Origin of the sequence: Paraburkholderia silvatlantica (assembly GCF_003096715.1) — a bacterium.
In the GTDB taxonomy this organism is placed as follows: domain Bacteria; phylum Pseudomonadota; class Gammaproteobacteria; order Burkholderiales; family Burkholderiaceae; genus Paraburkholderia; species Paraburkholderia silvatlantica.
Genome location: NZ_QEOL01000007.1, coordinates 118,724 through 145,362 on the forward strand (window position 1 = coordinate 118,724; position 26,639 = coordinate 145,362).

General features: G+C 63.8%; 38 protein-coding genes and 2 tRNA genes. 27 read left to right on the forward strand and 13 right to left on the reverse strand.

The annotated features are described in order from the left end of the window. Positions 1–4 precede the first annotated feature (4 nt). Together C7411_RS12005 and C7411_RS37015 are read right to left on the reverse strand one after the other, a co-directional pair. On the reverse strand, positions 5–304 hold the full coding sequence (locus C7411_RS12005; RefSeq protein ID WP_110384522.1) for a helix-turn-helix domain-containing protein: 300 nt from the start codon (positions 302–304) through the stop codon (positions 5–7). A gap of 111 nt (positions 305–415) precedes the next feature. After that, on the reverse strand, positions 416–754 hold the full coding sequence (locus C7411_RS37015) for a helix-turn-helix domain-containing protein (RefSeq protein ID WP_133253647.1): 339 nt from the start codon (positions 752–754) through the stop codon (positions 416–418). 48 nt (positions 755–802) lie between these two features. On the opposite strand from C7411_RS37015, the gene C7411_RS12010 reads away from it, so the two are divergent. The 17 genes from C7411_RS12010 to C7411_RS12080 all read left to right on the forward strand — a co-directional run bounded on the left by C7411_RS12010 (position 803) and on the right by C7411_RS12080 (position 10,440). Beyond that, positions 803–1,516, forward strand: coding sequence for a S24 family peptidase (locus C7411_RS12010; protein WP_165822787.1), 714 nt, complete (start codon positions 803–805; stop codon positions 1,514–1,516). After that, positions 1,513–1,911, forward strand: coding sequence for a hypothetical protein (locus C7411_RS12015; RefSeq protein ID WP_243413129.1), 399 nt, complete (start codon positions 1,513–1,515; stop codon positions 1,909–1,911). The genes C7411_RS12010 and C7411_RS12015 overlap by 4 nt, the downstream gene beginning before the upstream one ends. Positions 1,912–2,041: 130 nt before the next feature. Beyond that, positions 2,042–2,299 carry a hypothetical protein gene (locus tag C7411_RS12020; protein WP_110384525.1) on the forward strand — a complete coding sequence of 86 codons (258 nt, stop codon included), beginning with the start codon at positions 2,042–2,044 and terminating at the stop codon, positions 2,297–2,299. Then, positions 2,299–2,463: a hypothetical protein gene (locus tag C7411_RS37450; RefSeq protein WP_165822788.1), complete on the forward strand. Its 165-nt coding sequence runs from the start codon at positions 2,299–2,301 to the stop codon at positions 2,461–2,463. The genes C7411_RS12020 and C7411_RS37450 overlap by 1 nt, the downstream gene beginning before the upstream one ends. 462 nt (positions 2,464–2,925) lie before the next feature. Beyond that, positions 2,926–3,297, forward strand: coding sequence for a hypothetical protein (locus tag C7411_RS12030; RefSeq protein WP_110384527.1), 372 nt, complete (start codon positions 2,926–2,928; stop codon positions 3,295–3,297). Further along, positions 3,294–3,473 (forward strand): hypothetical protein, encoded by a 180-nt coding sequence (locus tag C7411_RS12035; protein ID WP_110384528.1) that lies wholly within the window; start codon positions 3,294–3,296, stop codon positions 3,471–3,473. Before C7411_RS12030 ends, C7411_RS12035 begins: the two co-directional genes overlap by 4 nt. A gap of 43 nt (positions 3,474–3,516) precedes the next feature. Continuing rightward, on the forward strand, positions 3,517–3,882 hold the full coding sequence (locus tag C7411_RS12040) for an Lcl C-terminal domain-containing protein (RefSeq protein ID WP_110384529.1): 366 nt from the start codon (positions 3,517–3,519) through the stop codon (positions 3,880–3,882). 25 nt (positions 3,883–3,907) lie between these two features. Then, positions 3,908–4,276 carry an Lcl C-terminal domain-containing protein gene (locus C7411_RS12045; protein ID WP_110384530.1) on the forward strand — a complete coding sequence of 123 codons (369 nt, stop codon included), beginning with the start codon at positions 3,908–3,910 and terminating at the stop codon, positions 4,274–4,276. Positions 4,277–4,290: 14 nt separating this feature from the next. Beyond that, positions 4,291–4,575: a four helix bundle protein gene (locus tag C7411_RS12050; RefSeq protein ID WP_309147579.1), complete on the forward strand. Its 285-nt coding sequence runs from the start codon at positions 4,291–4,293 to the stop codon at positions 4,573–4,575. A 65-nt stretch (positions 4,576–4,640) separates the two neighbouring features. Then, a complete protein-coding gene (locus tag C7411_RS12055) occupies positions 4,641–6,005 on the forward strand; it encodes an RNA-directed DNA polymerase (RefSeq protein ID WP_446430422.1) in 1,365 nt (454 codons plus the stop codon). Then, positions 5,995–7,833, forward strand: a complete 1,839-nt coding sequence (locus tag C7411_RS12060; protein ID WP_110384531.1) for a DNA cytosine methyltransferase — start codon at positions 5,995–5,997, stop codon at positions 7,831–7,833. The genes C7411_RS12055 and C7411_RS12060 overlap by 11 nt, the downstream gene beginning before the upstream one ends. Positions 7,834–7,853: 20 nt before the next feature. Continuing rightward, positions 7,854–9,074: a hypothetical protein gene (locus C7411_RS37820; RefSeq protein ID WP_181431333.1), complete on the forward strand. Its 1,221-nt coding sequence runs from the start codon at positions 7,854–7,856 to the stop codon at positions 9,072–9,074. Beyond that, positions 9,067–9,594 (forward strand): class I SAM-dependent methyltransferase, encoded by a 528-nt coding sequence (locus C7411_RS12070; protein WP_110384532.1) that lies wholly within the window; start codon positions 9,067–9,069, stop codon positions 9,592–9,594. The genes C7411_RS37820 and C7411_RS12070 overlap by 8 nt, the downstream gene beginning before the upstream one ends. Next, positions 9,591–9,764, forward strand: coding sequence for a hypothetical protein (locus C7411_RS37455; protein WP_165822789.1), 174 nt, complete (start codon positions 9,591–9,593; stop codon positions 9,762–9,764). Before C7411_RS12070 ends, C7411_RS37455 begins: the two co-directional genes overlap by 4 nt. Further along, positions 9,754–9,942, forward strand: a complete 189-nt coding sequence (locus C7411_RS37020) for a hypothetical protein (protein WP_133253648.1) — start codon at positions 9,754–9,756, stop codon at positions 9,940–9,942. Before C7411_RS37455 ends, C7411_RS37020 begins: the two co-directional genes overlap by 11 nt. Beyond that, positions 9,939–10,190: a hypothetical protein gene (locus C7411_RS12075; RefSeq protein ID WP_110384533.1), complete on the forward strand. Its 252-nt coding sequence runs from the start codon at positions 9,939–9,941 to the stop codon at positions 10,188–10,190. Before C7411_RS37020 ends, C7411_RS12075 begins: the two co-directional genes overlap by 4 nt. Beyond that, positions 10,180–10,440 (forward strand): pyocin activator PrtN family protein, encoded by a 261-nt coding sequence (locus C7411_RS12080; RefSeq protein ID WP_110384534.1) that lies wholly within the window; start codon positions 10,180–10,182, stop codon positions 10,438–10,440. The genes C7411_RS12075 and C7411_RS12080 overlap by 11 nt, the downstream gene beginning before the upstream one ends. Here C7411_RS12080 and C7411_RS12085 read toward each other — a convergent pair. Continuing rightward, complete coding sequence (locus C7411_RS12085) at positions 10,425–11,507, reverse strand: tyrosine-type recombinase/integrase (RefSeq protein ID WP_110384535.1); 1,083 nt, start codon at positions 11,505–11,507, stop codon at positions 10,425–10,427. The genes C7411_RS12080 and C7411_RS12085 overlap by 16 nt on opposite strands. Positions 11,508–11,626: 119 nt before the next feature. On the opposite strand from C7411_RS12085, the gene dusA reads away from it, so the two are divergent. The 3 genes from dusA to C7411_RS12100 all read left to right on the forward strand — a co-directional run bounded on the left by dusA (position 11,627) and on the right by C7411_RS12100 (position 13,811). Next, positions 11,627–12,637, forward strand: a complete 1,011-nt coding sequence (gene dusA, locus C7411_RS12090; protein ID WP_181431334.1) for a tRNA dihydrouridine(20/20a) synthase DusA — start codon at positions 11,627–11,629, stop codon at positions 12,635–12,637. Between the two features lie 89 nt (positions 12,638–12,726). After that, positions 12,727–12,802: transfer RNA gene (locus C7411_RS12095), tRNA-His, on the forward strand. An 82-nt stretch (positions 12,803–12,884) separates the two neighbouring features. Continuing rightward, positions 12,885–13,811 (forward strand): DnaJ C-terminal domain-containing protein, encoded by a 927-nt coding sequence (locus tag C7411_RS12100; RefSeq protein WP_133253649.1) that lies wholly within the window; start codon positions 12,885–12,887, stop codon positions 13,809–13,811. Here C7411_RS12100 and C7411_RS12105 read toward each other — a convergent pair. From C7411_RS12105 to ssuD, 5 genes are all read right to left on the reverse strand, one after another. Further along, the gene (locus C7411_RS12105) at positions 13,808–14,056 is read right to left on the reverse strand and encodes a DUF6566 family protein (protein ID WP_110384538.1); all 249 of its coding nucleotides are present in this window, start codon (positions 14,054–14,056) and stop codon (positions 13,808–13,810) included. The genes C7411_RS12100 and C7411_RS12105 overlap by 4 nt on opposite strands. Before the next feature lie 86 nt (positions 14,057–14,142). Beyond that, a complete protein-coding gene (locus tag C7411_RS12110) occupies positions 14,143–14,358 on the reverse strand; it encodes a TOBE domain-containing protein (protein ID WP_028204871.1) in 216 nt (71 codons plus the stop codon). Between the two features lie 48 nt (positions 14,359–14,406). Then, positions 14,407–15,285, reverse strand: a complete 879-nt coding sequence (locus C7411_RS12115) for an ATP-binding cassette domain-containing protein (RefSeq protein WP_110384539.1) — start codon at positions 15,283–15,285, stop codon at positions 14,407–14,409. Next, positions 15,282–16,142 (reverse strand): aliphatic sulfonate ABC transporter permease SsuC, encoded by an 861-nt coding sequence (gene ssuC, locus C7411_RS12120; protein ID WP_110384540.1) that lies wholly within the window; start codon positions 16,140–16,142, stop codon positions 15,282–15,284. Before ssuC ends, C7411_RS12115 begins: the two co-directional genes overlap by 4 nt. Positions 16,143–16,180: 38 nt before the next feature. Next, positions 16,181–17,338, reverse strand: coding sequence for an FMNH2-dependent alkanesulfonate monooxygenase (gene ssuD / locus C7411_RS12125; RefSeq protein ID WP_110384541.1), 1,158 nt, complete (start codon positions 17,336–17,338; stop codon positions 16,181–16,183). A 412-nt stretch (positions 17,339–17,750) separates the two neighbouring features. Here ssuD and C7411_RS12130 point away from each other — a divergent pair, with 412 nt between their 5' ends. Next, positions 17,751–18,176 carry a hypothetical protein gene (locus tag C7411_RS12130; protein WP_110384649.1) on the forward strand — a complete coding sequence of 142 codons (426 nt, stop codon included), beginning with the start codon at positions 17,751–17,753 and terminating at the stop codon, positions 18,174–18,176. Between the two features lie 105 nt (positions 18,177–18,281). On the opposite strand, the gene C7411_RS12135 is transcribed toward C7411_RS12130, so the two are convergent. The 5 genes from C7411_RS12135 to C7411_RS12155 all read right to left on the reverse strand — a co-directional run bounded on the left by C7411_RS12135 (position 18,282) and on the right by C7411_RS12155 (position 21,591). Continuing rightward, positions 18,282–19,439, reverse strand: coding sequence for an enoyl-CoA hydratase/isomerase family protein (locus C7411_RS12135; RefSeq protein ID WP_110384542.1), 1,158 nt, complete (start codon positions 19,437–19,439; stop codon positions 18,282–18,284). Positions 19,440–19,511: 72 nt separating this feature from the next. Then, on the reverse strand, positions 19,512–20,225 hold the full coding sequence (locus C7411_RS12140) for a TetR/AcrR family transcriptional regulator (RefSeq protein ID WP_110384543.1): 714 nt from the start codon (positions 20,223–20,225) through the stop codon (positions 19,512–19,514). A 76-nt stretch (positions 20,226–20,301) separates the two neighbouring features. Beyond that, on the reverse strand, positions 20,302–20,586 hold the full coding sequence (locus C7411_RS12145) for a DUF1488 family protein (protein ID WP_042268605.1): 285 nt from the start codon (positions 20,584–20,586) through the stop codon (positions 20,302–20,304). 155 nt (positions 20,587–20,741) lie between these two features. Further along, positions 20,742–21,089, reverse strand: a complete 348-nt coding sequence (locus C7411_RS12150; protein ID WP_110384544.1) for a DMT family transporter — start codon at positions 21,087–21,089, stop codon at positions 20,742–20,744. Positions 21,090–21,093: 4 nt separating this feature from the next. Beyond that, a complete protein-coding gene (locus tag C7411_RS12155; RefSeq protein ID WP_110384545.1) occupies positions 21,094–21,591 on the reverse strand; it encodes a heme-degrading domain-containing protein in 498 nt (165 codons plus the stop codon). A 217-nt stretch (positions 21,592–21,808) separates the two neighbouring features. On the opposite strand from C7411_RS12155, the gene C7411_RS12160 reads away from it, so the two are divergent. The 6 genes from C7411_RS12160 (at position 21,809) to C7411_RS12185 (ending at position 26,550) form a co-directional block, all read left to right on the forward strand. After that, positions 21,809–21,885: transfer RNA gene (locus C7411_RS12160), tRNA-Met, on the forward strand. Positions 21,886–22,185: 300 nt separating this feature from the next. After that, positions 22,186–22,731: an NUDIX hydrolase gene (locus tag C7411_RS12165; RefSeq protein WP_110384546.1), complete on the forward strand. Its 546-nt coding sequence runs from the start codon at positions 22,186–22,188 to the stop codon at positions 22,729–22,731. A 27-nt stretch (positions 22,732–22,758) separates the two neighbouring features. After that, the gene (gene aat / locus C7411_RS12170; RefSeq protein ID WP_110384547.1) at positions 22,759–23,523 is read left to right on the forward strand and encodes a leucyl/phenylalanyl-tRNA--protein transferase; all 765 of its coding nucleotides are present in this window, start codon (positions 22,759–22,761) and stop codon (positions 23,521–23,523) included. Between the two features lie 267 nt (positions 23,524–23,790). Further along, entirely contained in the window at positions 23,791–24,555 is a 765-nt protein-coding gene (locus C7411_RS12175) for an arginyltransferase (RefSeq protein WP_110384548.1), read from the forward strand. Positions 24,556–24,634: 79 nt separating this feature from the next. Further along, positions 24,635–25,669, forward strand: coding sequence for a quinone-dependent dihydroorotate dehydrogenase (locus tag C7411_RS12180; RefSeq protein WP_110384549.1), 1,035 nt, complete (start codon positions 24,635–24,637; stop codon positions 25,667–25,669). A gap of 83 nt (positions 25,670–25,752) precedes the next feature. Continuing rightward, the gene (locus C7411_RS12185) at positions 25,753–26,550 is read left to right on the forward strand and encodes a cystine ABC transporter substrate-binding protein (protein WP_110384550.1); all 798 of its coding nucleotides are present in this window, start codon (positions 25,753–25,755) and stop codon (positions 26,548–26,550) included. Positions 26,551–26,639 lie beyond the last annotated feature (89 nt).

The following is a 26,639-nucleotide window of genomic DNA, read 5'->3' on the forward strand; positions in this document are numbered from 1 at the left end:
CCCGTCAACGGCCACAGTTGCCAAGGCCCTGACGGGCGCATTCGCAGGACGCACCAACTTCGCAGAGCGTGGTGATTGCATCGAGATAGCGGCGAGTGACGAGAGAATGACCGAGGACGCCCAAGACGGCGTCAAGCTTGTCGATAGTGATACCGGCCTGGCCGGAAGTGATCTTGGAAAGCATTGAGCGATCCCAGCCCGTTGCTTCAAGAATCAAATTCTGGCGCTCCGAGTCGCGAATTGCATCGCGCAGGGCATGCTCAAGACTCGGCTTGCGCGACCCCGAAATAAACGGTCCGTTCATTCGTATTCTCATCCGTTCAAAACGCCGGGAATGCGAATGCATGCCGGCAAAACTACAGTGGGGGCATCGAGACCACAGCACGTTGCAGGCATGAAAACCCCACACCTTTCTTCATGTGTCGCGATGCGCTTCGGCACCAGCAGGCGGTTGCACGTCGTCAGTACTGCTTTCCGACTGTGGCGCTGGCGCACCGTCTTCATCGATCTCGTGCACGCTCGACTCGGCAGAACCAGAAACGTCAGCTGCGTAGTTCGCGCCGCCAGCAGCAGCTGCCGAGCACAGACGAGCGTGGAGTGCAATCAAACGCTCTCCAACTTCCCATCGGAGGCTTGATTGCGCCCCCGAAGCTAAGCCGGAAACAGTCGATTGACGCACGCCTATCTCGGCTGCGATTTGCACTTGGGTAACGCCCTGCTCAGCAAGCTGGGCTAACAGAAGTTTCCAGTTCATAGACAGGAGGATATCGGCATGCCGATAACAAGTCAATCGGATTGCCGATTGGAAAAATATCAGAATGCCGATATGGCTACGATCATCAGAACGTTTGGCGACCGACTGCGCTGGGCTCGCAAGGAAAAGAAGCTCTCGCAATCCGTTGTCCATCAACGCATCGGCATTCCTCAATCGCTTTTGTCAGAACTCGAAAACGACAAATACGAATCATCAACATGGACACCGGCCTTGGCACGCCTTTACACGGTGAATGCGGGCTGGCTTGCCGATGGCGCGGGGCACCCCGGCATGGTGTCGGTGGAGATCGCTCAGTTTGAGAATGCCGAAGCGATAAACGGTGGGGTACGACGGTATCCCGTCATCTCGCATATCCAGGCTGGCCAGCTCACAGAATTGCTGGTGCCTTACAAAGCTGATGATGGATTTGCAGTGGAATACGGCGACAATGATGCGTCGCGCTGGGCGTTCTTCCTCGAAATCAAGGGCGATTCGATGCTTCCTGACTTCAAAGAGGGAGATCGCGTAAGAATCGATCCTGAGGTGGTGCCGAAGCCAGGTGATTTCGTGGCAGCGCGCAACACTAAAGATGAAGCGACGTTCAAAAAGTATCGCGTGCGAGGATTAAATCAGGACGGGAATGAAATCTTTGAGCTTGTACCTCTAAACGAAGACTACCCAATCCTCCGTAGCGATGAAATGCAGCTCCATGTAATCGGCACAATGACCGAACATCGAAGAAAATACAGGAGAAATAAATGAAGAAATCCGGGGCAGCGCTTATATTTTGTTTGCTCGCTGGATGCGCCACATACGACCTAGATCTCATGCCTCGCGGGGCTGGACCGATGGCACATGGCACCGCGAAGCAGTTCGATAAGTCCGTGACGATCAATCTCGAAGGCGAAACCTATACCGGACGCTATGCCTTCGTTCAGGGCGGCAGTTTCACCTTTGGCAATGCGTTCGCCGGCGGCCAGACAGCAACAGGCTCCGCATATAGCGTCAGCGCCAGCGGAAACGGCAATATTCTCGCGCACGCGGCCGATGGTCATAACCTGCGATGCATCTTTACGGCTAGCGGCTGGACTCAATCAGGTACGGGGATCTGCCTGACCGACAATAATCAGCAATACGATCTCCAGATCTCCCGTTAATCTGTATCCCGATAAAAATATCGGCTAACCGATTGACACGATATATCGGATAGCCGATACTTGCCTCACGTCATCAGTCCGGTGACGCGAGGCGCACACCTTCCGCGCCTCCTGATCTGCGAGGCGACCAATGTCACAGCCGTGGCTCATCACACCTAATACGCGCATTGCGGCAGCGAAGGCTGCTAGCCAGAAATCCGCGACATTCAAATTCACCGCTGAATCCCGCACGCTCGACGAGGTCGCGCACTTCGCGCCGCGTATGACCGACGCCCAGCTCGAACAGTACGCGCGCCGCACCACGAAGCGTCCCCTGCTCTGCTTCGCGTTCCTCGCTGCCTCGCCGTTCCTCATGGAACTCGCCTGTCGTCTCCTGGGGGCCTGGTGATGAAAGCCAGTCATTACTTCAGCCAGGCGCCGTACTGGCTCTTCCACACGCTCGTCGACGACTTCGGCAACGAGGTTGATCTGCTCGAGCGCGCACGCCTCGAAGTGTCGGTCATGCCCGCGGCCAGCGCCGCCATGTTCATCGATTCGGATCGGGAGATCTGACCATGCACGCGTATATCCGCTCCTGGCTTATCGGTATCGCCGTCGTGCTCGCAGTCTGCGCAGTCGATTCGTTGCTCGATCGCATTGACGCGCGCATTGATCGTTGCAGCGTCGTTCGCTGCGTGTGATCCCGGAAATCCTCACCCATGGTCAGCATCGAAACCTTCGTTCTCCTCATCGGGGCAATCGTCGCCGCAGCAGCTGCGGGCGTCTCGGTCGCCCTGCTGATCGAGCGCACCCGGAGGAAGTGACGTGGAAACGCTGCCACATGTTTCGCCCGAGCAGATCGCCCGCGAATTCCGCCTTCAGAGGTGTCGAGGCTCAGCGGTCGATGCGATCAGCAATCCTGCGGTGCGGCGCGCGCTTGAACTGGGCGCGAAGGTGCGCGCAGCGCGTGAATGCGTGAAAACGCCAGTGCACCGCGACGCGAAGTCCCGCGCCGCAAACGATACGGAGTAGGTCATGAGCGCATTTTGTGTCTTTGCCTTGTCGCTTCCCGTTGCGCGAGAGCGCGCCGCAAAGCGCGTCGATACCGTCGACCCTATCACTCGTCGACCCTATTCCGAGGAAGAGTGGCGCCAGAAGGTCGAGGAGGCCGCCCAGGTGATATACGCAAAGATGACGCCGGTCCAAGTCTCGCCGGCGCTCGATGCTCCGCAATTCTGCGAAGAATGGATCGAACTGGCGCGCAAGACGGGGCATTACGACGCGTTCGCGATCAAGTGTCGTGGCGTGGCCCGCGACAAGAAAGGGGCGCCGAAGCTGAGCAAGACGACTGGCGCCGAGCTCATTACGTGGGTTGCCTACAAGCCAACAATATGGAGGGCAGCATGACTGTCGCTGAGCTCATGCGCGAGCTGGAGCGTTACCCCGCTCATTACGTGGTCGCAGTTGCAGTTGATGGTGATTGGGACGACGACGCACCGCGAACCGATGAGCACTATATCGAGGACGTGACCGAAGGCGAGCGCGGAGAGGTCCGCATCGACTGCACGTCGCGTCGCTACTGAATGTGCCGGCGCGAGTCGGCCTTTTTCCACAACCGGAGATGTCATGCAACAAATCCAGATTCCCGAGCTTGCCGCCGGCGAGATCTACCTCTGCGGCTTCGTCGATGCAAACGGCGATATCGAGCACACCGTCCTTCTGCCGGGCGATAACGATGACGCCGCGTGGCAAGCACAAATGGAATGGGCCAAGAGCGTCGGCGGCGATTTGCCCACGCGCGCGGAGCTCGTGATCGCATATGAAAAGCACCGCGACCAGTTCCAGAAGACCGCCTACTGGTCGAACACTCCGGACGATGATCCCGGCTACTCCGGCTGGGCCTGGTATCAGTACTTCGACTACGGCATCCAGGACTACTACGACCAGGGCAACGAGTTCCGCGCCCGCGCCGTCCGCAGATTCAAAAATTAATCCATTCATTCATTGAGGTAGAGCCATGCAACAGCTTCATCTTCCTCCCCTTGCCGAGGGTGAGGTCTACGTCGGCGCCGTCGGCGACAAAGACGGCTCTGGCCACCACGTCATTCTGCTGCCGGGCGACAACAACGGCGCGAGCTGGAAGGCGCAGATGGAGTGGGCAAAGAGCATCGGCGGAGATCTGCCGAGCCGCATCGAGCAGGCCATGCTTTGGGCCAATTTCCGCGAGCAGTTTAAGCAGGACCTCTACTGGAGCAACGAGGTCCACCATCGCAATTCCGGCTGGGCCTGGTATCAGTACTTCCTCTACGGCAACCAGTACTACTTCAACCAGGACTACGAGTTCCGCGCCCGCGCCGTCCGCAGATTCATTCCTTCAGTAATTTAACGATCTAAACCACCGTGGCCTTGCATACCCAACTGCCGATATATCGCGCTGCAGAAGACCTCCTGGACGTCGTGACTGATGTGGTCACGAATATGCAGCGGAACTTCAAGCGCTCGATCGGGGAGAAGATCAATCTCGAATGCATCGAGATCATCGTGCTCGTGTATCGCGCAAATGTCGCGGCCGACAAGTCGCCTCATTTGACGGAACTCGTCGAGCGGCTGCAGGTGATCAATCTGCTTTTGCGTCTCGGCTTCAACAAGCGCAAGGTGCACGGGAACTCGTATGCGCGCGATTGAGCTGACGACGAGCATCGGGAAGCAGGCCACGGCATGGAAGAAATCCGCAGGTAATCGCCCGCTCCGTGGAGGTCAAGACTTTCATGGCTGAGCGAACTTTCAATCTGGTCGTGCCGCTGGCTCACGAGGCCACCGCCATGCGCACCACGGATACCGTCCGCCAGCAGGCTGTCCGGTCCGGCGCAGTTTCCCCGCTGAGCGATCGGCGCGGCAACGTAGATAGCACGATATTTCCGGCTGGGCCTGGTATCAGAACTTCAACAACGGCAACCAGAACTACAACAACCAGAACAACGAGTTCCGCGCCCGCGCCGTCCGCAGATAGAAACCCGTTTTCGTTCGCCGAACTGGTCGAGGCCTACCTCGCCTGCCGGCGCACGAAGCGCAATAGCCGCAGCGCACTCGCGTTCGAGGGGCGCCTCGAACGCAACCTGCGGCTGCTTTATGATGAATTGATCGACGGCAGCTATACCCCGGGCCGTTCGATCTGCTTCGTGATAACCAGACCGAAGCCTCGCGAGGTCTGGGCAGCCGACTTCCGCGATCGCATCGTTCATCACCTGCTGTACAACCGCATCGGCCCGCGCTTCGAGCGCGCCTTCATCGCCGACAGCTGCGCCTGCATCAAGGGACGCGGCACGCTCTACGCTGCGCAACGCCTCGAGGCGAAGGTACGCAGCATCACGCAGAACTGGAGCCGCCCGGCCTTCTACCTGAAGTGTGATCTGGCGAACTTCTTTGTCAGCATCGACAAGGTGGTCCTGCGCGAGTTGCTCGCGGCCCGCATCGATGAGCCGTGGTGGATGGCTCTGGCCGAGGCGGTGCTGATGCACGACCCTCGCACCAATTTCGAGATGCGAGGCGATCCGCTCCTTATGGATCTAGTGCCGCCGCACAAGAGGCTGATGAATCAGCCAGAGCACCTCGGCCTGCCGATCGGGAATCTGTCGTCGCAGTTTTTCGCCAACGTCTATCTGGACGTGCTCGACCAGCGCGCGAAACACGTGCTGCGCGCGCGGCACTACATCCGATACGTGGATGACTTCCTGTTTCTGCACGAATCGGCCGACTGGCTCAACGCGGCGTTGCGCGATGTCGACGCGTTTCTGCCCACGCGCCTCGGCGTGCGCCTGAACCCGCGCAAGACGATCCTGCAGCCGGTTGACCGTGGCGTCGATTTCGTCGGGCAGGTCATCAAGCCGTGGCGCCGCGAGACGCGCAAGCGCACGCGCAACGAAGCGCTGCGGCGCGTTGCGGCCACGCCGGCTGCCGATCTGATGCCCGTCGCCAACTCCTACTTCGGGCTGATGCGACAGGCGACAGCCAGCCATCAGGACCGCGCGCGTCTGGCGAATGTGGTCCGTGATCGCGGGCACGCAGTCAATGCCGCTTTCACCAAAACCTATCGGAGACGCTCTCATGAAGCGTGACACGATGTCTTTGCCGCTCGACCTCGGCAGCGAGCTGATCATCGACAATTTCGCAGGCGGCGGCGGTGCGTCGACGGGCCTCGAGCGCGCGTTCGGGCGCCCGGTCGATGTCGCGATCAACCACGACCCGGAAGCGCTTGCGATGCACTCCGCGAACCATCCGCACACGAAGCACTATTGCGAGAGCGTGTTCGACGTCGATCCGATCGCCATCACCGGCAATCAGCCTGTCGCCCTAGTCTGGCTGTCGCCCGATTGCAAGCACTTCAGCAAGGCGAAGGGCGGAAAGCCAGTATCGAAGAAGATCCGCGGCCTCGCCTGGATCGCGTTGCGCTGGGCCGCGAAGGTCAAGCCGCGCGTGATAATGCTGGAGAACGTCGAGGAATTTCAGACGTGGGGCCCGCTGACGGCCGATGGCACGCCGTGCCCTAAGAATCGCGGCCGGACGTTCCGGTCGTTCGTGAACGCGCTGCGTGCCCAAGGATATGTCGTCGACTGGCGCGAGCTGCGCGCGTGCGACTACGGCGCGCCGACGATCAGAAAGCGCCTCTTTCTCGTGGCGCGCCGTGACCACCTGCCGATCGTCTGGCCGACGCCGACGCACGGCGACCAGAAGAGCGCTGCCGTCCGCACGGGCAAACTGCTGCCGTGGCGCACCGCTGCGGATTGCATCGATTGGTCGCTGCCATGTCCGTCGATCTTCGAGCGCTCGAAGCCGCTGAAGGATGCAACGCTGCGCCGCGTGGCGAAAGGGATCATGAAGTTCGTGGTGAACAGTGCGGATCCTTTCATCGTGAAGTTTCAGGAGAACAGCACCGGCCAGACGCTGGACGAACCATTGCACACGGTGATGGCCGGCGCGCCGCGCTTCGGCCTTATCTCGCCGACCCTGATGCACGTCACGCACCACGGCGCAGATCGCACGGCATCTGTCGATATGCCGATTGCGACCATCACCGGGGCGCACCGCGGCGAGCAGGCGCTTATTGCTGCACACATCACGAAGTTTCGCGCTAACAGCACGGGTAGCTCAGCAGATCAGCCTCTGCACACTGTTACCGCAGGCGGTGATTGCGCGCGACCGGCCGGCGCAGCGCACGCCATGGGAATCGTTTCCGCGACGCTGATTCAAACTGGCTACGGAGAGCGCGAAGGCCAAGAACCGCGCGTACCAGGCCTAGAAAAGCCGCTCGGCACTGCGGTCGCCGGCGGCGTGAAGCACGCGGTCGTGTCAGCCTTCCTAGCGAAGCACTACGGCGGTCACGAGTCTCCCGGCGCGGCGCTAGATAAGCCAACGAGCACGATCACGACGCAGGACCATCACCACCTCGTCACCGCGCAGCTCGTCGGTTGTGGTGGTCGCGCGGGACAGTCCCGGCCGCGCGACGCGGGTGAGCCGCTCGCCACTGTCACCAGCAAAGCCGATACGTCTGTCGTGACCTCTCACCTCGTGAAGTTGCGCAACAACCAATTCGGCCAGGACGTGCGCGAGCCGATGCCGACGCTCACCGCTGGCGGCGGCCATGTGGGCGAAGTGCGTGCGCTCCTAGAGAAGTACCACGGGCCCGACGCGTTCGGCATCGTCACAATCAGCGGCGAGCAGTACGTGATCGTCGACATCGGGATGCGGATGCTGCAGCCGCACGAGCTCAAGCTCGCGCAGGGCTTCCCGGCCAGCTATGTCATCAATCCGGTAGTCAACGGCAAGCCACTTTCAAAGTCTTCACAGGTGCGCATGATCGGCAACAGCGTGTGCCCCGATGTTGCCACGGCGCTGATCGTTGCCAACTTCGCGCACGAGAAGCAGATTGCCGGCACGGCCGCATAACTTACGAGGAATGACCCGACATGGATGCAAAAACCTACGGTGGCTACACAATCGCACAGCTTCGCCAGTTCATTGCGCACACATTCGACACGGAACATGGTGGAGATTCGATTGACGACCTGACGCATGACGGCGCGGCGAGCGCGAATATCATCCGGGATCTGCTCGATGCTCTCCCTTCCGATTCGGCGCAAGCGTCGGTCCCGGATGAGACGATCGTCGATGCTTTCGATAAAGCCGGCGTCGAACTATTACCAGGACGCGGCAATATCAATCGTGTAATCGCAGCAACGCGCGCGCTTCTCGCCGCTCCCGTCGCCCCTGCTGCGCGACCGACCGACGATGAGTTGTGGGACCAGACGCTGAGCGAGCGGGACGAGTATCACGAAATGGCCGACAAGTTGGCCGCAGCGATTGCCGCGCATCTCGGCGTTGATATTGGCGAGCACTCCAACGCCAATGACCCGTGGGAGGAGGCACTCGAAGCCATCGAGAACGTCGCCCCTGCTGCGACAGCGCCGACCGTGCCGCAAGCAGTGCTCGACGCGCTGCGCTTCTATGCCCACGGCCACCACTACACCATCGACGAAGATCATCAGCAGTTCGATACCGTCAGCGGCGAGCCGCAGAATTGGCTGTGCAGCGAGCGCGACGACGATTGCACGATGATCGAAGACGGCAGCATCGCGCGGTCGGCGCTTTGCGGCGGCATTCTTGGCTTCGAGGAAGGAACCGTCCCGCTCGACGGCGAAGTACTTCTCGCCGCCCCTACGCCCACTGTCGATCCTGCTGCGGCAGCGCCGATCCCGGAATCTATCCAACGCGACCTGGAGCGCACCGACTGGACACCTGAAGAAGCGCTGCGCTGGTATGCGGATGGAAAGCACTTTGATGTGGTCAACCGGCGCACGCGCATTCTCGATACCGGTGCAATCGCGTCCTGCGCTCTGAAGCGCACGAACGCCGAATATCACGGCATGAAGGGAGCGGACGCCTCTTTCCCGTTTGATGGCGTGCCCGCGCTAAACGAGCAGCGCGAGGCGATCAAAAAGGCCGCGCTCATGCTGAAGATTTTCGCTGGTCACGACAGCGGCGCGAACCTGCTGCACCACTTCGGGAAAGATTGGCACGACCACGCCAACAAGCATGCAGCCACGCTGCGCGCCTTGCTCGCCGCCCCTACGCCTACCGTCGCCGCAGATGCGGCAGCGCCAATCACGCGCGAGGCCACCGATGAGTGAATCGAAAACGATCCTCGATCCGTGCTGCGGCACCCGCATGTTCTGGTTCGATCCGCAAAACCCGGCCGTACAGTTCTGCGACGTGCGCAACGAGACCGTATCTGTCACCGACAGGTCGCACGGCAGAGAGGACGGCGAGCGCATCTTGAGCGTGTCGCCCGATCTGACGATGGACTTCCGCGCGATGGAGTTCGCCAATGGTTCGTTCAAGCTCGTCGTGTTCGATCCGCCGCACCTCGTGCGCGCCGGCCCGAGAAGCTGGCTCGCCGCCAAGTACGGGAAGTTGTCGAGCGACTGGCGTGATGACCTGCGCCGGGGCTTTGCCGAGTGCTTCCGCGTGCTCGCCGACGAGGGTGTGCTGATCTTCAAATGGAACGAGACGCAGATCAAGGTAGGCGAAATCCTCGCGCTCACCGACCAGCAACCGCTGTTCGGCCACAAGTCGGGCAAGCGCGCAGATACGCACTGGATCACCTTCATGAAGCGCGCGGACACCGCACCGAAAGGAGACAAGCAATGAGCAGCGAAAACAATCAGCCCTCCGACCATATTGCGGATGCCCGCAAATTGGCTGCGCCGAGCGATACGTGTGCACACGACTACTTGCGTTCGGACCGTGTGTGCATCGAGTGCGGTGACGAGCTTGATATGCCGCCCGCTGGCGCCGAGGAGACGTCCCGTGACACTTGATCAGTTGTTCCTGTGGCACCGCGAGCAGCACGAGCGATGGGCGCATCTCGCCGAGCACAACAAGGCCAACATGCCGATGCCCTATAAGGCGTCGCTGAAACGCACCTACGAAAAGAAGGCGGCTTTCCATGCGGAGGCCGCCAGCCTGATCAAGCCTTTAAGGGAAGCCGCAACGTGAACCGAATCACGAAGGCCAGCACGATGGTTGCTATAGAAACCGCCAGCGGATATTCATCGCGCGCTGGCAGCAACAACAAGCGCGGCGTGACTGCCCTGCTGTGGGCGCTCGATGAGATTGCTCGCGTCATGACGATCGATGGGCGCGCCGGCGAGGCGCGCGACTGCGTGAACAAGGCGATCGCGCGCACTCAACGCGATCTCGACGGCAAGCCGGAAAGCACGACGGAAACGAACGATGAGAACTGAATTTCTACTTCTCGCCCAATATGGCGCAACGGCGATCATTCCGCTCGATATCGTCTGCCGAGACTATTTCGCACCGCTCACGCCGCCAACGCTGCTGCGGAAGATCTCTGGCGGCGAGATCAAGCTTCCGCTCGTGCGCATGGAGGCCTCGCAAAAGGGCGCGAAGGGCGTACATGTCGAGGACCTCGCGAAATACATCGACGAGCGCCGTGCGGCGGCCGTCAAGGAATGCGATCAACTCTGCGCCTGAGGCGGCGCAACGATGTCGAGCCACTTCCAGCCGGCGAACTTGTCGCCGGTCTGGCGCAGGTGCGTGTAGCGCTTCAGGCTCGCCCAGCTGCGATGCCCCGTCACGGTGGCGACGTGCGGGATGTTCCAGCCCATCTCGAATAGGCGGCTCGCGCCTTCATGCCGCATGTCGTGCAAATGCAGATCGTCGATCGTGAGGAACTGGCACGCGCGCGTGAACGCCATCCCGACGGCGTCATTTCCGTAGGGAAAAATCCGGTCGTCGGTGCGCGGCTGCGCCTTGATGATACGGAGTGCCTCGGGCACAAGGTCGCACCAGACGTCATTTCCGATCTTCTGTCCAGGGTGCTTCAGATCGCGCACCATAATCCGCGACCCGGCCTCGTCTAAGTCCTTCCACTCGATCCGTAGCATTTCCTCGAGGCGGCGCGTCGAAAAGATCGCGAACGCGGTGAGGGCGCACATCGGTGCGCTGCGCGGACGCCGGTGACGGATCTCAGTGAAGTGGGTCAGGATCCGGTCGAGCTCCGTCAGAGTCGGCCGGCGGTCGCGCTGCGCCGATTTCCCTGTGGCACCGAGCTTCTTCAGGACGGTCCGCGCATCCGTGAGCTCCTTCTCCTCGAGCGGATAACCCCAGGCGGGCCGCGCGACCGTCACCACGGCGCTGAGGTGCGACATATAGTTCTCAGCTGTCTGCGGTAGCACTTTCAGCCCCTGTGCGAACGACACGTAGGACTGGCTCCTCAGCTGGCTGCATCGCATTTCGCCGATCGCGGATTCCTTGATCGTGCGTAGCACCTGTTCCTTCGTGCGACCGATTGCCCGCTTCGATTCACGAATATAGCGATCGATCACGTCCGCCAGCAGAGGGTCCTCCTGCTTTGCTGACTCGCGCGCGCCGGGCTGCGCCAGCTCGCGCTCGCGCTTGTCCAGCCACGACTGCGCGGCCTGGCGCCGGTCGAAGGTCTGGGCCTCCGTGAACACCACGCGACCACCCTCCTTCAGGCGGATCTGGGCGGTGTAGCCTATACTTCCATCCTTGCGCGCGCGCTGCGTAATCGTCCCCATGGGCTCCCCAGTGCTACACGATATTTTTCAGGCCTACATCGTAGCACTTTGGGTAAAAAACCAACAAAAACGACGGATTTGCAACGCAAATCACGCAACCTGAAAGCGCCCGTATCTATATGAATTCTCAGCAAAATCCAATGAAATCAACCCCTCGTCGCGTGTCGGTGGCGCCGATGATGGACTGGACCGATCGCCACTGCCGTTCGCTGCATCGCTTCATTTCCCGGCACACGTGGCTGTACACGGAGATGGTGACGACGGGCGCCCTCCTCCACGGCGACGTGCCGCGCCATCTCGCGTTCACGCCGGCCGAAGCGCCGGTCGCGCTTCAACTGGGCGGCAGCGAACCCGACGACCTCGCGCGCGCCGCGAAGCTCGGCGAACAGTGGGGCTACGACGAGATCAACCTGAACTGCGGCTGCCCGTCCGAGCGTGTGCAGCGCGGCGCGTTCGGCGCCTGCCTGATGAACGAACCGCAACTGGTGGCGGACTGCGTGAAGGCGATGCGCGACGTCGTATCCGTGCCCGTGACAGTCAAGCACCGCATTGGCGTGGATACGGTCGAGGACTATGCGTTCGTACGCGACTTTGTCGGCACGATTGCCGAAGCGGGCTGCGAGGTGTTCATCGTGCACGCGCGCAACGCGATCCTGAAGGGCTTGAGCCCGAAGGAAAACCGCGAAATCCCGCCGCTCAAGTACGACTACGCGTACCAGCTCAAGCGCGACTTCCCGCAGCTCGAAATCGTCATCAACGGCGGCATCAAGACGCTCGACGAAGTCGAGCAGCATTTACAGCATGTCGATGGCGTGATGCTCGGCCGCGAGGCTTACCACAACCCCTACGTGCTCGCCGACGTCGATGCGCGCTTCTATGGCGCAACCGGTGCAGCGCTCACGCGCGAGGAAGTGGAAGCAAGGCTGATCGAGTACTGCGCGAGCGAAATCGCGCGCGGCACTTACCTGGGGGCGATCGTGCGCCATGCGCTGGGCCTCTATCGCGGCGTGGCCGGCGCACGCGGATGGCGCCGCATCCTCTCGGACAGCCGCAAGCTCGCGAAGGCAGATCTCGCGATCTTCGACGAGGCACGCGAATATCTGCGCGTTCCGGACGAAATTCTTGAATAAAGGGCTAGGCAAGCCGGCTTTGATATGTATATAATCTTGCTTCTCGATTGACGCCGCTTTCAAAGCGGCGCTAGTTGAGGAAAACAGCGGTGGCTGTAGCTCAGTTGGTAGAGTCCAGGATTGTGATTCCTGTTGTCGTGGGTTCGAGTCCCATCAGCCACCCCAAAGAATTCAGCAGTGAACAAACGAGCCCGCACTGGTTGCGGGCTTTTTTGCGTCTGTGTGCGAGAGACACCCGGGAACGCCCTTGAGCTTCGAGGAATACTACAGGCGGCTGCAACTGCCGGAGACTGCGTCGCCGGCAGAGATCAAGCGCGCCTACCGTCAACTGCGCGCGGAGTACCACCCCGACCGCAACAAGGGTCGCGAGGCGGCAGTCGAGCCCGTGTTCAAGCTCATTCAGGAAGCCTTCGAGATTCTGAGCGGCCGGCGCGTTGCGCCAACGGCCAGGACAACCGGCGCCGCGGCTCCGGCCAGCAAGACGCGCAACGGCGAAGCTCCACCGCGCCAGCGCCGCGAGGGCCCGCCCATGCGCGGCGCCAACTGCCTCGTCGAGCTATTCGTGCCGCTCGAAGTCGCGATCAATGGCGGCGGCATCCAGGCCCACTACCCTGTCAAAGGTCCGTGTCCCGCGTGCGAACAGGAAGATCGCGGCGCGCTCTGTGAACAGTGTCACGGAACCGGCGTGAAAACGTGGCGCAAGTCGGAAGTCGTCGAGATTCCGCGCGGGGCATGGGACGGTCAGCGTCTCGTGGTGGCCGGCGGCGGCCATCCCGGCGTGGGCGGGGGCCCGCCGGGAGACGCGACTTTCTCCGTCTCCATCGTTTGCGGCCCGGGCTTCACGCGCAACGGGCTCGATCTCGCCTGCGAGCTTCCCATCGAGTGCGTGACGGCCATATTGGGCGGCGGCGTTCAGGCAAAGGTCCTTGGCCGCACCTTCGAAGTGAAAATTCCGGCGAACGCGAATGCGCGCACGCCAATCCGTCTGCCGGGTGCTGGGCTTGCGGACCGCAACGGCGTGCGCGGCAACCTCACGCTGCAGCTGGTGCTCACCATGCCGGCCGCCGCCGCACATTTGACCGGCGCGGAGCGCCAGCAGCTCCGCGACCTGTTCGCCGATGCAGAGCGCCGGGCAAGTCAGTCGCCCGGCGCGGGCTCACAGGGCAAACGTTAGCGTGCCTGCGCGGCGCGCGCATCGATCCACGCGCGCGCGGCTTCGAAACCCGCCTGCGCCGCCGCGTGCTCGGTGGACCAGAGGCGCGTGATATGCACGAGTTGCCAGTCCTCCACGACCGTTTCGCCCTTCAGCACACGATAGTGCGCCTTCACGCCCGTGAGCACCTGCTCGACCGCGACTTCGATATCGTAGTCCTTGTAGCGCTCCTGGTAGTCGCCCATGTCGATACCCTTCGGCTCCATGCTCGCCTCTCCGCCTTTCGCTGACGGTTCATGCTAGCACTTGCGCGCGCCGCGACTCGCGGGCGGCACCGACGCCTGGGCGCGCTTCACAGTCGCGCGATCGACACCTCCGTCGACTTCACCAGCGCGACCACTTCCGAGCCCACCTTCAACTCCAGTTCGTCGATCGAGCGCGTGGTGATGACCGACGTGACGATGCCGAATGCCGTGTCGACATCGACTTCCGAAACGACGGGCCCGCGAATGATTTCCTTGATCTTGCCGCGAAACTGGTTGCGCACGTTGATAGCGGTAATGCTCATAGATTCGGCTCCGTGTGTTCGAATATAAACAAGAGGATTCCTGTGAATTCAGGCCACCGCGCCCGATGGCCGCCCGTCGGCCTGCTCTGGGCCGTGGCCAAGCACGCGCTGCAGCACGGCCTCCTCGAGCGCGGCAAAGCGTGCGTCGACGCGTGCACGCGGGCGCTCGAGCGGCACGTGCTGATCGAGCGCGATGCGCCCCGCCTCGACGAGCAAGATTCGGTCGCCCAGTGCGACGGCTTCGTGCACGTCGTGTGTCACCAGCAGCGCAGTGAAGCGATGCTCGCGCCACAGGCGTTCGATCAGCGCATGCATCTCGAGGCGCGTCAGCGCGTCGAGCGCGCCGAGCGGCTCGTCGAGCAGCAACAGGCTCGGGCGATGCACGAGCGCGCGGGCAAGCGCTACGCGCTGGCGCTGGCCGCCTGAGAGACGCGCGGGCCACTCGTCGGCGCGCGCAAGCAGGCCCACTTCGTCGAGCACCGCGCGGGCATCGTCGCGCGCGCCGCGCCCAAGTCCTAGCATCACGTTCTGCAAAACGGTCTTCCATGGCAAGAGGCGCGCGTCCTGAAACATGATGCGCGTATCGAGCGCCGATCCTTCTGCGCCGCGCCGCTCCACTGCGCCCTCGTCCGGCGTTTCGAGGCCGGCGATCAGGCGCAGCAACGTGGACTTGCCGCAACCGCTGCGCCCGACGATCGAGACAAAACTGCCGCGCTCGATCGCAAGATCGAAGCCGGCGAGCACGGCGCGCTCGCCGTAGCGTTTGCCCACACCGCGCAGGGCAACGGCGGCGTCCACTTCGGGCGTATGCGTGCGCGGTACCGCGCCCTCGCGCGCCGCTTGCGTCCTGTCGTTCCGTTCGCGCGCACGCACGCGCCCGGCATCCCAACCCACGCCATGGTTCGGCGCCAGCTGACTCGCGCTCATGCTTCGTTCTCCTGTTGGTAAGCGGGATGCCAGCGCAGCGCCATACGCTCGAGCGACTTCGCAAGCCAGTCGGCGAGCTTGCCGAGCGCCGCATAAAGCAGGATGCCGACCACCACCACATCGGTTTGCAGGAATTCGCGCGCGTTCATCGTCATGTAGCCGATTCCCGACTGCGCGGAGATCGTCTCGGCGACGATCAGCGTCACCCACATCAGGCCGAGCGCAAAGCGCACGCCGACGAGAATCGAAGGCAACGCCCCCGGCAATATCACCTCGCGATAGAGCGCGAAACCCTTGAGCCCATAGCTGCGCGCCATTTCGACGAGATTGGCGTCCACCGACCGGATGCCGTGAAACGTATTCACGTACACGGGAAAAAACACGCCCAGCGCCACGAGAAAGACTTTCGCCTCCTCGCCGATGCCGAACCAGAGAATCACGAGCGGAATCATGGCGAGTGCGGGAATATTGCGGACCATCTGCACGGTCGAATCGAGCGCGGTTTCAACGGGCTTGAAAAGCCCTGTAGCCAGCCCGAGCACGAGACCGATGCCGCCGCCGATCGCGAACCCCGAAAGCGCCCGCCACGTGCTCACGCGCACGTCCGCCCACATTTCGCCCGACTCGATCAACGACCAGGCCGCGCGCACCACGGCGAGCGGCTCGGGCAGCACGCGCGTCGAAAGCGCGCCGCTGCGTGCGGCGAGCTCCCAGATCGCCAGCACCGCCAGCGGCACGAGCCAGGGGGCGAGCCGCCGCCGGCTCGCCCGTACGAATGCCCGCGCGGCGCGAAGCGTGCCGCCTCCTCGCCTCGCGCGATTGCGCGCGGGTGCGGCCGTGACTGCCGATTGCGTCATCGTTGCGTCCTCCACGATTGCTGCCTGTCTCCAGCGCCTCAGCTCTGGCTCATTTTCGGCAGGTAGTGATTGCCGACCACTTCGCCGAACGGTCCCGAAAGCGGGCCGCCCGCGCCCTTCGCCGCGCGCCCCGGCAGCAGCGGGAACACGAGTTCTGCAAACCGGTAGGATTCCTCGAGATGGGGATATCCGGACAGAATGAACGTCTCGATGCCGAGTTGCGCATATTCTTTCATGAGCGCGGCCACCTGCTCAGGATTGCCGACGAGCGCCGTGCCCGCGCCGCCGCGCACGAGCCCAACGCCCGCCCACAGGTGCGGATACACTTCGAGATCCTTGCGCGTGCCGCGCTTGCCGCCGTGCAGCGCGGCCATGCGGCGCTGGCCTTCCGAATCCATCTTTGCGAACGCAGCCTGGGCGCGCGCAACCGTTTCGTCGTCGAGGTGGCTGATGAGCTTGTCGGCGGCGGCCCACGCTTCGTCCTCGGTCTCGCGTACGATCACGTGCAGGCGAATGCCGAAGCGGATCGTGCGTCCGTGCCCGGCGGCGCGCGCGCGAATGTCGGCGATCTTGCGCGCGACAGCCTCGGGCGGCTCGCCCCACGTCAGATAGGTGTCGATGTGCTCGCCTGCCATGGCGTGCGCGGCCGGCGACGAGCCGCCGAACCACAACGGCGGATGCGGGTGCTGCACGGGCGGATACAGCACCTTGCCGCCCACTGAGCGCAGATGGCGCCCCTCGAAGTCGATCGCCTCGTTCGCGTGCGATGCCGTGAGCAGCTTGCGCCAGATATGCAGGAATTCGTCGGTGATTTCGTAGCGCGTGTCGTGATCGACGAAGAGGCCATCGCCCTCCAGCTCGGCCGTATCGCCGCCCGTCACGACGTTGATGAGCAGACGGCCATTGGAGAGCCGGTCGAACGTAGCAGCCATGCGCGCGGAAAGCGCCGGCGACGAGAGGCCCGGGCGGATCGCCACGAGAAACTTGAGACGCCGCGTTGCGGCGATGAGGCTCGACGCCACGACCCACGCATCCTCGCACGAGCGGCCCGTGGGCAGCAGGACGCCTTCGTAGCCGAGCGTATCGGCAGCGGCGGCGATCTGCTGGAAATACGCGAGATCGGCCGCCCGCGCCCCTTGGGTCGTGCCCAGATAGCGGCTGTCGCCGTGGGTCGGGATGAACCAGAACACATTCATGCGTTGCTCCTGCCTGTAATTTCCAGATACGAATCCGATGACTGCCGGCCAGCGAACGCGCACGGGTACGCCGCGCAAACGAACGCGCCGCTCGTGGCTCGATTGAAAGGATTCGACAGCGGACGGGATGCGCCGGCGCGTTCCCCGTGCGCCTCGCGAGCGCGCCCGGCGACGGCGGCGCCGTCTTCATGGGGAACCAGTCTAGGGACCGCTCGCACCCTTTAGAACGATTTTTTTGAGCTTAGGTTTTCCACTTTCGTGCTTTGCCCGACGCTTTAGCATACGGTGCGCCTCGCGCGCACCGCGCGCCGATATAATGTCGCACGCACCCACAAAAACACCGGCATGCCGCGCGCGCACCGCTCCATGAGGCGCATTGCGCAGTGAAGCCAAGAAGCTCTCGCAAGATTCCATGCAAAAACTGATTCTGCCGTTCGTATCCGGCTTTCTGGCGTCGCTCTTCTTTCGCGAGGCGACGCTCGCGCTCCTGCATGCCGCGCAGGTCATCGACGCGGCCGGATTTTCGACGGAGCCGTTCCAGCCGTTCGGGCTGCCCGAGTTCCTCGTGAATGCGATCTGGAGCGCCATCTGGGCCGTGCTGATGGCGTGGCTGCTGCGCGTGTCGCCATCGCGTCCTGCACCGTGGGTTCAGGCCTTCGTGTTCGGCGGCATCGTGCTCACCGCGGCGATGGTGTTCGTCGTCGATCCGCTGCGCGGCATCTGGCCGACCGGCAACATGCTGCCGCGGCTTGCGACGGGCTTCGCTTCGAATGCGATGTGGGGCTGGGGCGCGCTGGTTTTCATGCGCGCGTTCATGAGCGAAACCGTCGAAGACTGACCCCCGTCTGCGGGCCGTGCTCAATGCGCGGCCCGCTTTTTCCCGCGGCGCTTTTCCCCCACGCTTCTCCCGCCCTTGCCTCGTCCTTCGCTCGCGCCGGCCGGCTCAGCCGACGAGTTCGCGCAGCGGGTGCTCCATCAGGCTCCAGGGACTTTCGAACATCCGCTCGACGTCTTCGCGGCGCACGTCTTCGATATTGGCGAAGCGCCAGTGCGGATGATTGTCCTTGTCGATGATGCGCGCACGTATGCCCTCCATCACGTCGCCAATCGCGAAGCTCGAGCGCGTGAGGTCGAGGTCGCGGCGCAGGCAGTCGGCCATCGTGCCTTCCGCGCGCGACACCACCTCGAGCGACACCGCCATGGAAAGCGGCGAACGCTCGCGCAGAACGTCCACCGTCTGCGCGGCCCATTGCGCTTGCTCGCCTGCGCCCGCATGGCGGGCGGCTTCGAGCGAAGCCAGCATGGCCGGCACGTCTGCGAGCGAGAAATGCCGGTCGATCCAGCCGCGCATCGTGGCCAGCAACGAACCTTCGGCGAGACGCTGCAACTCGGGCGCGGGCACGGCCGCCCGGCGGATGCGCGCGACCACTTCCGCGCCGCTCGCAAACGGCTCGCTCTCCAGCGCATCGAGGAGCGCCGGCCACGCGGACTCGTCGAGCGACGCATCGGCGAGGCCCGCATAGACTGCGCCGGCCTGATCGAGCGTCCCGCCGGTCACCGCGAGATAGCGGCCGATCGCACCAGGGGTGCGCGCAAGGAACCAGCCCATGCCGACATCGGGAAAGAGGCCGATACGCGTCTCCGGCATCGCCATACGCGTGGTCGGACCCACGAGCCGCAGGCCTCCCGTGCGATGTGCGCCCTGCGAGATGCCCATGCCGCCGCCCATGACCACGCCGTTGAGCATCGCGATGTACGGCTTCGGATACGTGAAGATGGCATGGTTGAGGCGATATTCGTCGGCGAAGAACGTATCGAGCGCCGCCTGCTCGCCCGCGCGGTACGACTCGTACAGGAAGCGAATGTCGCCGCCGGCGCAGAACGCGCGCGCGTGGCGCGTACGCACGATCACGGCGAGCACGCGCGGGTCGTCGCGCCAGCGATCGAGCGCCGCGTGCATCGTGCGGACCATGGCGGTGGTGAGGGCATTGAGCGCCTGCGGGCGCTCGAGTTCGATATAGCCGATGCGGTTCGCGACGCGCGTCATCACATGCGAGTCGGCATTGGCTGCGGTCGGGCTTGCGTTGGCTTCGTGTGACATGGCGATTGGCAAGACAGAACGATGAGCGGCGCCTGAATCGGGCGTGGCGCCATCACGGACTTTCTGAGGCTATCACGACGCCACACCGGGCGCTCGCACGGTCGGCAACGTCGCCGCGACTCTGCGTGCGCCGAACCAGGCATCGAGCGTGGCGTCGATCAACGGACCGGGCGCCGTGTGCTGAAAGCCGGCCCGCGCGCACGTGAGCATCACCACGCCGTGCAGCGTGGCCCAAAGCGACTGCGCAAGCAGAGAGCCGTCGACAGGCGCCCCGCTCGCGGGCGTCAGCGCGGACAGCGTGGCGGCGAAGAGCCGCGCGCCGCAGGCCGGCGCGGCGTCCGCTTCAGACGCGCCAGCCACATCGGCCAGCGCGCCGCGCCGACGGCGGGCGGCCGGTCCCTCGTGCTCCGGGCGCGCCTTGTGCGCCATGAAGATGAGTTCGTAGGTCTGAGGATGATCGCAACCGTACGCCACGTACGCGTGTGCGAGCGCATGAAGCCGCTCGCGCGCGTCGTCGATCAGCGCAAGCGGTTCGAGCTGCGCAGCGAGTTGCGCGTAACCTTCGCGGCCGAGCGCCTCGGCAATCTCGTCGCGGCCCGCGAAATAAAGATAGAGGGACGCAGGCGAATAACCGATCGCGTCGGCGATCTTGCGCATGGAGAGCGCGGCGAGGCCTTCGCGCATGACGATGCGGCGCGCGGCGTCGAGGATGCGCTCGCGCTGGCCGTGCGCGCGCGCGGCGTGCTTCGTGTGGAGTTCGCGGTCCTTGCGTTCGACAATGCCCATGGCGACGCTAGCCAGTTGCGGCAACCGAAATTTCCCGTGACGCCCGAGCGGGGCGAGCCTTGCTACGCGTACAAGCTTACGAGTCGAGGCGTCCGGGCGGGAAGTGACCGCTCTTGAGCAGCACCGGCGTGCCGTTGCTGAGTTCGAGATGGGCGCGTGCCACGGCCTCGATGCGCGGGCGGCCGGCGTCGAACGCCTGCATCCACGCGTCGCGGTTCGCGGGCAGCGCGCCGAAATGGTCCTCGAGCGCCTCGACGGAAATCGCGCACGGCACGCGTGTGCCGTCGACGAGTGCGGGAAAGACCACGGTCAGATTGGCGTCGCGGTAGAGCGGCGCGTCGGCGGGAAAACGAATGATCATGTCCAGCCCCGTGGGAAAAATCAGCAAATAGCACACTGCCGCCGGAGGACGACCCGGCGCACGGCGCTAATCGGCCATGTTACGCGCGAGGCGCAATGTCCGGCGCGAACGTGGCCGATGGGGCGATGAGATCCGGCCGGTTCGGCCGCCCTCTTTCAATGCGCCTGCATCTTCGAGAACAGATTCAGCACGACCACGCCGGCCACAATGAGCCCGAGCCCGAGCACGGCCGGCAGATCGGGCACCTGCCGGTAGAGCGCCATTGCCACGAGCGTGATGAGCACGATGCCCACGCCCGACCACACCGCATAGACGATGCCCACCGGCAAACTGCGCAACGTGAGCGAGAGCCCGTAGAACGCAATGCCATACCCCACCACGACGATCGCCGACGGCACGAGCCGCGTGAAGCCATCTGACGCGCGCAGCGCAGAAGTGGCGATGACTTCCGCGACGATCGCGATGACGAGCCAGGTCCAGGCCGAGAACGGAGGAAGGCGCATCGTGTCAGACCTTCGCGAGCGCGAGCTTCGCGTAGTCGACATCGAGCTGCGCGCAGAGCGCTTCGACCACCAGTTCGTGATCGGCGCGCTGCGGCAGGCCCGAGACCGTGATCGAGCCGATCACGCCCGCCCCCGCCACCGCGAGCGGAAACGAACCGCCATGCGGCGCGAAATCGCTGATCGGCAGACCGTGCTTGTCGGCAAGCGTCGTGCCGGTTTGCTGCATGCGCAAGCCGATCGCGTAGGAACTGCGCCGGAAGTGCTCGACCACGCGCGACTTGCGGCGCACCCAGTCGGCGTTGTCGGGCGTGGCACCGTCCAGCGCGCAAAAGAAGAGCTGCTGGCCGAAGGTGCGCACATCGATGGCGACGGGCAGCGCGCGAGCGCGCGCGAGTTCATGCAGATACGAGCCGACCTGCCAGGCGCGATCGGCGTCGAAACGGGGAAACACCAGCGCGTGCTCCTGAGCGGCTATCGATTGCAGATCGAGGGAAATGTCCATGGAAGAGGCGAATGAAGCGCGGTGCGCTGTAGAAGGCAAAGGCGCAGCGTGGACGTTGCAACGAGCGTGCACGGCGCCGAACGAGCCCCGATTCTATCCTGACGATTCGGGAAACCAATGCGCGCGCCCTGCAAACATTTTGCAAACGCATGGAAAGGCGCACGTCATTGTTGTTGCAACGCGGCGCGAACCGTCGTATAATCTTTTCTTCGACGGACGCGGGGTGGAGCAGTCTGGCAGCTCGTCGGGCTCATAACCCGAAGGTCGTAGGTTCAAATCCTACCCCCGCAACCAGCAGAATTCGAAAGGGTTACAGGTCATCGGCTTGTAACCCTTTTTCCGTTTACGGTTCTAACGGCCTAACAGCGGGCATAACAGCGGGCATAACAGCGGGCATAACAGCGGGCATAACAGCGGGCATAACAGCGGGCATAACAGCGGGCATAACAGCGGGCATAACGGCAGGCATAACGGCAGGCCTAACAGCGCGGTTTCAAAAGCACGGCATTCATGGCGCTGCGCACGTGATCGAAGGCGCTCAGCGAAGCCACTGAGCGGTGATAAACTCGCATCACCCATCCCCCTATCGTGCCCATGAAATTCTGCTCGACTTGCGGTCAGGCGGTAAGCCTGCTCATTCCGCCCGGCGACAATCGCGAACGCTACGTCTGCTCACACTGCGGCACCATCCACTATCAGAATCCGCGCAACGTGGTCGGCACGGTTCCGGTCTGGGAAGACAAGGTGCTGTTGTGCCGCCGCGCGATCGAGCCGCGCTACGGCTACTGGACGCTGCCCGCCGGCTTCATGGAGATGGGTGAGACGACCGCCGAAGCCGCGGCGCGCGAGACGCTCGAGGAAGCCGGCGCGCGCGTCGAGGTGCAGAACCTCTTTTCGCTCCTGAACGTGCCACGCGTGCACCAGGTGCATCTGTTCTATCTCGCGCGCCTGCTCGACATCGATATCGCAGCCGGTGAGGAAAGCCTCGAAGTGCGGCTTTTCGAAGAGCACGAGATTCCCTGGGACGACATTGCGTTTCCAACGGTCGGGCAGACCCTGCGCTGCTTCTTCGCCGATCGCCAGTCGGGCAGCTTCGGGCTGCACACCGGCGACGTCCTGCGCTCGCTGCGCGACGGCTGATCTCCCCTTCTGACTGCGCCTGCAACGATGGTCCCCTGGCTTTCGCCCGACGAACCGTTTCCTGCCGTCGAGCGCGCACTCGGCGCGTCGAGCGGCGCGCCGGGCCTGCTCGCCGCGAGCGCGGACCTGCTCCCCGCGCGCCTCATCGACGCCTACCGGCGCGGCATTTTCCCGTGGTACTCCGATGGCCAGCCGGTGCTCTGGTGGAGCCCCGACCCGCGCATGATCCTGCGCCCCGACGAATTCAAGGTCTCGCCCTCATTCAGGAAAACGCTCAAGCGCGTGCTGCGTGAAAACGCGTGGGAAATTCGCGTCGACCATAATTTCGCCGCCGTGATGCGCGCGTGCGCGTGCGCGCCGCGGCGCGGCCAGCGCGGCACCTGGATCACCGGCGACGTGATCGACGCCTACTCCGCCCTGCACCGCGTGGGCGATGCGCACAGCGTCGAGGCCTGGTTCGGCGGCGAGCGCGTGGGCGGCCTCTATGGCGTGGCGCTCGGCACGATGTTCTTCGGCGAGTCGATGTTCGCCTCCATGACCGACGCCTCGAAGATCGCGCTCGCGGCGCTTGTCGCGCATCTGCGCCGCCACGGCGTCGAGTTGATCGACTGCCAGCAGAACACCGCGCATCTCGCCTCGCTCGGCGGGCGCGAAATCTCGCGCAAGGCGTTCATTGCGCACGTGCGCACGCACGTGAGAGCCGCGCCCATTCCCTGGACATTCGACAAAGCCGTGCTCGCCGATCTGCTAGGCGGGTCCGGCGCACCCGACGAATTCTTGCCCGCTGCGTGAATGACCGGTCCGCGCTGCCGGCGGGCGGCAAATGAGTGGCGCATGAGCGACGCAAGACCGCCCGCGTGCGCGCTAGCGACAGCCCGCGCAATTCGATGGATACATGTTCGGCGTCAATGTTAGACTGAATAGCGAACCCGGCGCCGCCCGGCCTTGCCTGGCACGCCACGTGCAGCACGCCGTGTGGCCCGGCAACGCTTGCGCGCGAGGCCGGGTGCGCGGCGCGCGCGCCACGCGACGATCCGAACTGCTACGAGAGCTGCCAACGTGACGCATCCAAACGAGCTGCCGCTTTCACCGCTTTCCGCGCTGCAATTCTATGCAACGGCGCCCTACCCCTGCAGCTACCTGGAGGGGCGCATCGCGCGCTCGCAGGTGGCAACGCCCAGTCATCTCATCAACTCCGACGTCTATACCGATCTCGTGAAGGCCGGCTTCCGGCGCTCGGGCGTGTTCACCTATCGTCCCTACTGCGACGGTTGCCGCGCATGCGTGCCGGTGCGCGTGCCGGTCGAGCGCTTCACGCCGAGCCGCACGCAGCGCCGCGCGTGGAAGCGGCACGGCGCGCTCGTCGCCACGGTCGCGCCGCTGCACTACGACGAGGCGCACTACGCGCTCTACATGCGCTATCAGTCGGCGCGCCACGCCGGCGGCGGCATGGATCGTGACAGCCGCGACCAGTACGAGCAGTTCCTGCTGCAAAGCCGGATCAACTCACGGCTGGTCGAATTCCGCGAGCCGGACCCCGCGCAGCCGGACCAGCCCGGCACGTTGCGCATGGTGAGCATGATCGACATCCTCGGCGACGGGCTTTCTTCGGTCTACACGTTCTTCGAGCCGGACACACTCCACACGAGTTACGGCACCTACAACATCCTCTGGCAGATCGAGCAGGCCCGCAGCCTTCAGTTGCCTTACGTCTATCTCGGCTACTGGATCCGCGAGAGCCCGAAAATGGCCTACAAGGCGCGCTTCCAGCCGCTCGAAGGCCTCTTCGACGGCGCATGGGCCGTACTCACGCCCGAAGCCTGAGCCCGCGGCGCGTCGCCCTGGGCCCGCGTTGCCGCTAAAATAGCGGGTTCCCATTTTCCGGCGCCCGCGCCTTCTTCCCGTGTTCAGCACCCTTTATCCGTTCGTCCGCGACCAGCTCTTTCGCATGGACGCCGAAGACGCCCATCACCTCTCGCTGCGCATGATCGGCGCCGCCGGCCGCACCGGCATGGCGGGTCTGCTCGCCCCGCGCGTGCCCGATTCGCCGCGCACCGTCATGGGCCTGACCTTCCGCAACCCGGTCGGCCTCGCCGCGGGCCTCGACAAGGAAGGTGCCGCGATCGACGGTTTCGCCGCGCTCGGCTTCGGCTTCATCGAGGTGGGCACCGTGACGCCGCGCCCGCAGCCGGGCAATCCGCGCCCGCGCATTTTCCGGCTGCCGCAGGCGGGCGGCATCATCAACCGGATGGGGTTCAACAACCACGGCGTCGAGCAGTTCGTGAAAAACGTGCAGGCCGCGCGCTATCGCGGCATTCTCGGCCTGAACATCGGCAAGAACGCCGATACGCCGATCGAGCGCGCCGCCGACGACTATCTCTTCTGCCTCGAGCGCGTCTATCCGTTCGCGAGCTACGTGACGATCAATATCTCGTCGCCGAACACGAAGAATCTGCGCCAGCTGCAAGGCGGCGGCGAACTCGACGCCCTCCTCGCCGCGCTCAAGGACAAGCAGCAACGTCTGGCCGACATGCACGGCAAGCTCGTGCCGCTCGCGCTCAAGATCGCGCCCGATCTCGACGACGAGCAGATCAAGGAAATCGCCGACACGCTCCTGCGCCACAAGATCGAAGGCGTGATCGCGACCAACACCACGCTCTCGCGCGCGGCGGTGGAAGGCATGCCGAATGCGAACGAAACGGGCGGCCTCTCGGGACGCCCGGTGTTCGAAGCCTCGAACAGCGTGATCCGCAAGCTGCGCGCCGAGCTGGGCGCAGACGTGCCCATCATCGGCGTAGGCGGCATTTTTTCGGGCGACGACGCGCGTGCGAAGATCGCGGCCGGCGCCTCGCTCGTGCAGGTCTACACGGGCTTCATCTACCGGGGCCCGGCGCTCGTCGCCGAATGCGCGCGGGCGCTGGCCTCGGGCCGCGCGTAAAGCTATAGTGGCAGGCTAGTCACGGCGCATCGGAGGCGCTGTGCACTAGCACCAGAATCGCAGCAGCAGAACAAGAGGAAAACATGAAATCCGCTTTGCTGAAAAAACTCCTTGCACTTGCAATCGTTGGCGCATCGTTCGTCGCTGCCAGCGCCCACGCCGATGACCTGCTCGACCAGGTCAAGGCGCGCGGCACGCTGCGCGTCGGTCTCGAAGGCACGTTTCCCCCGTTCAACTCGAAGGCGCCCAACGGCGAGCTGGTCGGCTATGACGTCGACATCGCCAAGGCCGTCGCCGCGAAAATGGGCCTCAAGCCCGAATTCGTCACGACCGAATGGAGCGGCATCATCGCGGGCCTGCAGGCAGGCAAGTTCGACGTGATCGTAAACCAGGTCGGCGTGACCGACCAGCGCAAGGCCGCGCTCGACTTCTCGCCGGCATACACGTACTCGGCCGCACAGCTCATCCAGCGCAAGGACGACACGCGCCAGTTCAAGTCGCTCGAAGACCTGAAGGGCAAAAAGCTCGGCGTCGGCCTCGGCACCAACTACATGGATATGGCCAAGTCGGTGCCGGGCATCGACGTGAAGACCTATCCGGGCGCCCCGGAATATCTGCGCGACCTCGCAGCGGGCCGCCTCGACGCGGCGCTCAACGACCGCCTGATGCTCGCCTACCTGCTCAAGAACTCGCAGCTGCCGCTGCGCACGGGCGCAACGGTCGGCGCGGGCAACCCGTCGGCCATCCCGTTCAGGAAGGGCAATCCGAAGTTCGCCAAGGCGATCGACGACGCGATGACGCAACTCGAAGCCGACGGCACCTTCACGAAGATCTCGGACAAATGGTTCGGCATCGACGTGACGAAGCCGATCTCGCAATGATCCGGCAATGATCGCGAGCGCCGCACAGTCCGGCTGACACGAAGGGCGGCATCGCACGATGCCGCCCTTCGCACATCTGCATCCATTGC